Annotated in this window: 5 protein-coding genes; 2 read left to right on the top strand and 3 right to left on the bottom strand. The window is 36.5% G+C overall.

The genetic code is table 11. The features are described 5' to 3' along the window. A partial coding sequence (locus VFS71_RS03005) for an acyl-CoA carboxylase subunit beta (protein WP_326399302.1) occupies positions 1 to 880 on the bottom strand: 880 nt, incomplete at its 3' end. A 185-nt stretch (positions 881 to 1,065) separates the two neighbouring features. Continuing rightward, complete coding sequence (gene glgP / locus VFS71_RS03000; RefSeq protein WP_326399301.1) at positions 1,066 to 2,730, bottom strand: alpha-glucan family phosphorylase; 1,665 nt, start codon at positions 2,728 to 2,730, stop codon at positions 1,066 to 1,068. Positions 2,731 to 3,054: 324 nt separating this feature from the next. Between glgP and VFS71_RS02995 the strand changes: the two genes are divergently transcribed. Then, positions 3,055 to 3,957: a phospholipase A gene (locus tag VFS71_RS02995; RefSeq protein WP_326399300.1), complete on the top strand. Its 903-nt coding sequence runs from the start codon at positions 3,055 to 3,057 to the stop codon at positions 3,955 to 3,957. Positions 3,958 to 4,094: 137 nt separating this feature from the next. Here VFS71_RS02995 and prfB read toward each other — a convergent pair. Continuing rightward, positions 4,095 to 5,193, bottom strand: a protein-coding gene (prfB, locus tag VFS71_RS02990; RefSeq protein WP_326399299.1) for a peptide chain release factor 2 whose coding sequence is annotated in 2 segments (ribosomal slippage) — positions 4,095 to 5,129 and positions 5,131 to 5,193 — 1,098 coding nt in all. Because the reading frame shifts where the segments join, the coding sequence is not laid out codon by codon here. Positions 5,194 to 5,368: 175 nt separating this feature from the next. On the opposite strand from prfB, the gene VFS71_RS02985 reads away from it, so the two are divergent. Continuing rightward, a complete protein-coding gene (locus VFS71_RS02985; protein WP_326399298.1) occupies positions 5,369 to 6,394 on the top strand; it encodes a GntG family PLP-dependent aldolase in 1,026 nt (341 codons plus the stop codon). The last annotated feature ends 50 nt before the right edge of the window (positions 6,395 to 6,444 follow it).

Genomic DNA, 6,444 nt, shown 5'->3' with positions numbered 1-6,444 from the left:
CATATTGTTCGTTTCTGGCTTTTGGTAGAATTCCATAGATATCTTTTTCGTCTAAAGCAGGTTTTTCTGCTTTGATACGATTGAATCCTGCTTTGTCAAAATCACCAATTTTATCGACAATATTTTTAATTTTGTCCAATGCGTCTTTGTCGTCTTTTGCTTTGTAATCTGTTACTCCCGAAATTTCACAATGTGTTGTCGCTCCACCCAAGGTTTCATTATCGATGCTTTCGCCAATGGCAGCTTTTACCAAATAACTTCCCGCCAAGAAAATACTTCCCGTTTTGTCCACAATTAAGGCTTCATCACTCATAATCGGGAGATAAGCACCTCCCGCAACACAGCTTCCCATTACGGCGGCTATTTGGGTAATTCCCATACTACTCATTATGGCGTTGTTTCTAAAGATGCGTCCAAAATGTTCCTTGTCTGGGAAAATTTCGTCTTGTAAAGGCAAATAAACACCAGCACTATCAACCAAATAGATGATAGGCAGACGATTTTCCATTGCGATTTCCTGAGCTCTTAGGTTTTTCTTTGCTGTAATAGGAAACCAGGCACCTGCCTTTACGGTAGCATCATTGGCTACAACGATGCATTGTTTTCCTTTTATGTATCCTATTTTTACTATTACACCTCCCGAGGGGCACCCTCCATGTTCTGCATACATTTTTTTACCAGCAAAAGCGCCAATCTCGAGAGATTTTGCATTCTCGTCCAACAGGTAATCAATACGTTCGCGAGCGGTCATTTTACCTTCGGCGTGAAGTTTTTCGATTCGTTTTTCGCCACCTCCAAGTTTGACTTTGGCAAATTTTTGTCTGAGTTCAGACAGTAAAAGTTTATTGTGATCTTCGTTTTTATTGAAGTTTAAATCCATAGGTGTAAAATGTATTTTTTGTAACGAGGGCTAATTTACGAAAACGATTGAAATTTTTCTATTTATATGAAAATTTTTAAATTTTTAGCAATTTAATGTTCTTTAAAATCATATTAAAATAAAAACCTCGCTATTTTTCCAGATAACGAGGTTTAGTAATCAACTTCAATTCTAAAGGAGAATATTTAATTGTACATTTTTGTATAATATTCATCGACCATTCGGGCAGAATCAAAGAAAGGTACAATTTGTTTCATGCTAGTTTCTACTAAATCCCACCATTCATCTGGAGAATCGTAATATAACGGGAGTATTTCTTCTTCTAGCATTCTATATAAATTGTCTAAATCCATTTGATCTTGTTGATACGTTGGTATGGTATGATCTACAATTGGCAACACAAAAGAATTTTTGGTTTCATTTAAATCTTTGAATTCACGAACCCATCCATCATTAGTCGAAAAATTTATGGCTCCGTTCATAGCTGCGGTTACTCCTGAAGTTCCTGAAGCTTCCCGGGTTACTCTCGGATTGTTCAACCAAATATCAGCTCCTTTTTTTAACTGGCGTGATAATTTTAATTCATGACCTATAAGCACCGCCATATTTTTGAATTCCTTGCTGATGTGTGAAAGATTGTCAAAATTATGAATTGCTCCATAGTCAGTAGGGTAGGGCTTACCGGCAAAGATGATTTGAATTGGTCTTTTGGTATCGCTCATTACCCTTTTGAATTTTTCAAAATCGCGAGTAATCAGATCAGGTCTTTTATAATCAGCAAACCGTCTTGCCCATACGATTGTAAGTATTTCGGGGTCAAATATTTTTCCTGTTTGGTCAGCGACAACTTCAAATAGTTTGGTTTTAAGTCTTTGTTTTCGGTTTATTAATTCTTCTCTGTCTTTACTGGCATGAGCATCATCTAGCCACGGATCTACCCAATACTTTTTGTTTTGGGCGTTGGTAATATGTGTTATTGGACAAATTCCGGTGAAATCTTTCCACATATCCCTAGAAACTTCACCATGTAATTTGGAGACTCCATTTGCTTTGTGGCTCAATCGTAATGCAACAAGTGAATGGTTGAAAGTATTATCATGGATACCAGTTATTTCTCTAACGGTTTCTAATGGTATACCGTCAAAAAAACTTAAATTTTCGAGCAAATAAATATCATGTTTTTCATTTCCTGCTTCTTCTGGAGTGTGGGTTGTAAAAACCATTTTTTCTCTGATTTTTTCAACGCTTTTGTATTTATTGTACAAATGAAAAACAGAAGAAACGGCGTGTGCTTCATTTAAATGATAAATATCCGGTTCATAGTCCAAGGCATCCAATAATTTGGCACCACCCAATCCTAAAACCATTGTTTGGGCTATTTTGGCACTTGGATCAGAATCGTATAGTCTAAATGTGGTTGATTTGGCTAAATAATCATTTTCGGGCAAATCTGTGGAAAGAAAAAACATAGGTACCGTCCCAAAGATTTCCGGTTTCAGGAAATAAGCTCTAATCCAAACATCATGATTGTTTATTTTTATGGTGAATCGTATGTTCGTGTCTTCAAGGAAGCTGTAGTTTTTCTCTCTGAAAAGTGATCCCATGGAAAGGTCTTCTTTTAGGTATTGATCATAATACCCTTTTTTCCATAAAATTCCGATTCCAATTAAGTTTTGTTTTAAATCATAGGCACTTCGCATGTGTGATCCTGCCAAAAAACCTAATCCTCCAGAATAGATTTTGAGGCATTGGTCGATGGCAAATTCCATGGAGAAATAAACGGCCGATTTTTTGTATTTTTTATCAAATGTGTATGGATGTCTGTATTTTTCGGGTAAACTCTTACTCATATTGTGCAGGTATTTAAAGTTTGATACCTAACAAATTTAAATAATTTGTTTGTGAAATTGTGTTTTTGGATGTTATATATTGTGCTTGTATTGTGTTATTTATCAGTTTCTTGAGCGATATCGTTTTAGAAATGGTTATTGTAAAATTTGAAAGTGATTTTAAATCTAAAGAACTTATTTATATCTTGAATTTTTAAATAATCCTTAATTGCTTTTTGTGAATTAATATGTTTTAAACTAAAACGTGAATTATATAAGCTTTGAAACTAAATGTATAACATAAAGGCTTTATTAGGAATCTAACTTTGGATAAAATTCAAAGCTGTGTTAACAAGATTCTCATTCATTTTATTTTTCCTTTCTGTTTTTTCATCAAATGCTCAAGTTCAAGCATTGTTTAATGATAAAGTTGAACTCAAAACCATGGTTGCCCGCTGGGAATTAGACTCCACCGCGGCAAGAGGAACTTTTTTGGTTACTCCCTACAAAGCAATTTATGTTTTGCCTTTTGTGTGGACGAGTAATCCAAATGAGCAACCACATTCTGGAAATCCTTCGCCAGAATATGTCCCGCCAGCGAAGGTTGACTATGATGTTGTCGAAATGAAATTTCAGTTGAGTTTTAAAACTAAAATTTTGCAAGGCTTTTTATGGGGACATGCCGATTTGTGGGTGGCTTATACCCAAATATCGCATTGGCAAATCTATAATACAGAATTATCACGCCCATTCAGGGAAATTAATTATGAACCCGAAATCATTCTTAATTTTCCAGTTAAGTTTAAAGTTTTAGGATTTAAAACTAGAATGGTTGGTGTTTCATTTGATCATGAGTCGAATGGAAAAAGTTATCCCAATACCAGAAGTTGGAATAGGGTCATTTTGATGACGGGTTTCGAACGTAAAAATTGGAATATCTACATCAGACCTTGGTATGTGATTCCAGAATCAAAAAGTGATAATCCTGACATTTCAAGTTATATAGGCAATGCCGATGTGAATATTATTTATACAAAAAATAAAAGTGTTCTTACTTTTATAGGAAGTCATAATTTTAATTTTGACGGAAATATGAGAGGGAGTTCTACTTTTTCTTGGGCTTATCCCATAAAAGGAAATCTTAGAGGCTACTTGCAGGTTTCTCATGGTTATGGGAATTCACTGATTGATTATAATCACAATCAAACTACTGTAGGAGTTGGGGTTTCATTGATTGAATGGCAGTAGAAAGTGATTTTTAGGTTAAGAAAGTATGTCATAAACGACACAACAGGATTGGTTTTATTATAAGTTAAAAACGAAAATGCCTTTCAAAAAATATTTGAAAGGCATTTTTGTATGCATTATTTATTGAAAACTACAGATTATTCCTCTTCGCGTTGTCCCATCATCATCAGGTAGGCTTTTAGGAATCCATCGATGTTTCCGTTCATTACGCTGTCAACATCGCTGGTTTCTTGTCCGGTTCTTACGTCTTTTACCAGTTTATAAGGCTGCATCACGTAATTGCGTATTTGCGATCCCCATTCGATTTTCATTTTTCCTGCTTCAATATCGCTGCGTTGCTCTTGTTGCTTTTTAAGTTCAATTTCATACAGTTGCGAACGCAACATTTGCATGGCTCGGGTTCTGTTGTCGTGTTGAGAACGGGTTTCCGAGCACTGAATTTGAATTCCGGTTGGCTTGTGTGTCAATTGTACTTTGGTTTCAACTTTGTTTACGTTTTGACCTCCAGCACCACTGGAACGGGCGGTTACGATTTCGATATCAGCGGGGTTGATTTCAATCTCAATAGTATCATCAACAAGCGGATATACATAAACGGAAGCAAATGATGTATGTCTTTTGGCATTACTGTCAAAAGGGGAAATGCGTACCAAACGATGAACACCATTTTCGCCTTTTAGATATCCAAAAGAATAATCGCCTTCAATCTCGAGTGTCACTGTTTTTATTCCTGCTGCATCGCCTTTTTGAAAATTCAGTTCCCGAATTTTATAACCTTCTTTTTCGGCCCACATCATGTACATACGCATAAGCATTTCAGCCCAATCGCAACTTTCGGTACCACCGGCTCCGGCTGTAATTTGAAGTACGGCACTCAAAGAATCACCTTCTTCTGAAAGCATATTTTTGAATTCGATAGCTTCAATATGAGCTTGAGTTGAATTGTACTGATCGTCTAATTCTTCGGGAGTTAGCTCTCCTTCTTTGTAGAAATCATAGGCAAGCTGCAACTCGTCTGTCATTTCGACAGCCTTGTTGTAATCTTCTATCCATTTCTTTTTTCCTCGAAGGTTTTTTACAATAATTTCAGCTTCTTTGGCGTTGTTCCAAAAGTCTGGTGCAAAGGTTTTTTCTTCCTCGTTGGCAATTTCGATAAGCTTGGCATCAACGTCAAAGATACCTCCTCAACGCACCAAGGCGTTCCACAATACCTTTTATTTGTTCGGTAGTTGTCATAAATTATAGTAGTTTTGTGTCGAAAATTATTGGGTTAGCAGTATTAGCCCTGATAGCAGTGGAAATCCTTTTCTATTTTTTCTTTAAAAATAGAAAAGATTGCAACGAATAGCAGGATTAGCTCCTAATAATTTTACTAGTTTTGAATGCAAAAATAGGATATAGTTTTTAGATTATGGAAATAAATTTGATTAGCGATACGATTACCAAACCATCGGTGGAAATGTTGCAATACATGTTTAACGCTCAAGTGGGGGATGATGTGTACAAGCAAGATCCAACTGTTATTGCACTTGAAGCGAGATTGGCTGGGATGTTTGGTATGGAAGCGGGGCTTTTTTTTCCGTCTGGGACTATGGCAAATCAAACAGCTATTAAGTTGCATACCCAACCTGGGGAGCAATTAATTGCTGATAAATATGCCCATGTGTATCATTATGAAGGAGGTGGTGTTTCGTTCAACAGTGGAGTTTCTTGTTGTTTGCTGGATGGCGATAGAGGGATGATTACAGCTGAACAAGTAGCTGGAGCGATAAATGATCCTGAATTTTACCATAGCCCGCTAACGAGTTTGGTGTGTGTGGAAAACACGACGAATAAAGGGGGAGGAGCTTGTTATGAATTGGAAGAATTAAAGAAAATAAAAGCGGTTTGTGATGCCAATAATTTAAAATTCCATTTGGATGGTGCCCGAATCTGGAATGCCGTGGTTGCCAAGAAGCAGCATCCTAGAGAATTTGGGGCGTTGTTTGATACGATTTCGGTTTGTTTGTCCAAAGGATTGGGAGCACCAATTGGTTCGGTGCTTTTGGCGGATAAAGCTACTATTCATAGCGCTTTGCGCATTCGAAAAATATTGGGTGGCGGTATGCGTCAAGTTGGATATTTGGCGGCTGCAGGGAATTTTGCTTTAGATCATAATATTGCCAAGTTGGTTGATGACCACAGAAGAGCCAGAGAAATTGCAGAAGTTTTGTCACGCCAACTGTGGATAGGTAAAATTGAGCCAGTAGAAACTAATATTCTGATTTTTGCGCTTCGCGAAGGCTTAAATGAAAAAGTTTTTATCGAGAAATTAAAAGAGAAAAACATTCTAATTAGTGCGTTGGGGCATGGAAAACTCCGAATTGTTACGCATCTTGATTACAAAGAAGTGATGCATACTTATGTTTTGGAAACCTTGCAGAAGATTGTTCTTTAAATCGTTTTCATAAAATACGAATATTCATTTTCATCATATATGACAAAGCC

It is taken from the genome of Flavobacterium sp. (assembly GCF_035760125.1).
Taxonomy (GTDB): Bacteria; Bacteroidota; Bacteroidia; order Flavobacteriales; family Flavobacteriaceae; genus Flavobacterium.
This window is presented reverse-complemented; position numbering and strand designations above follow the sequence as displayed.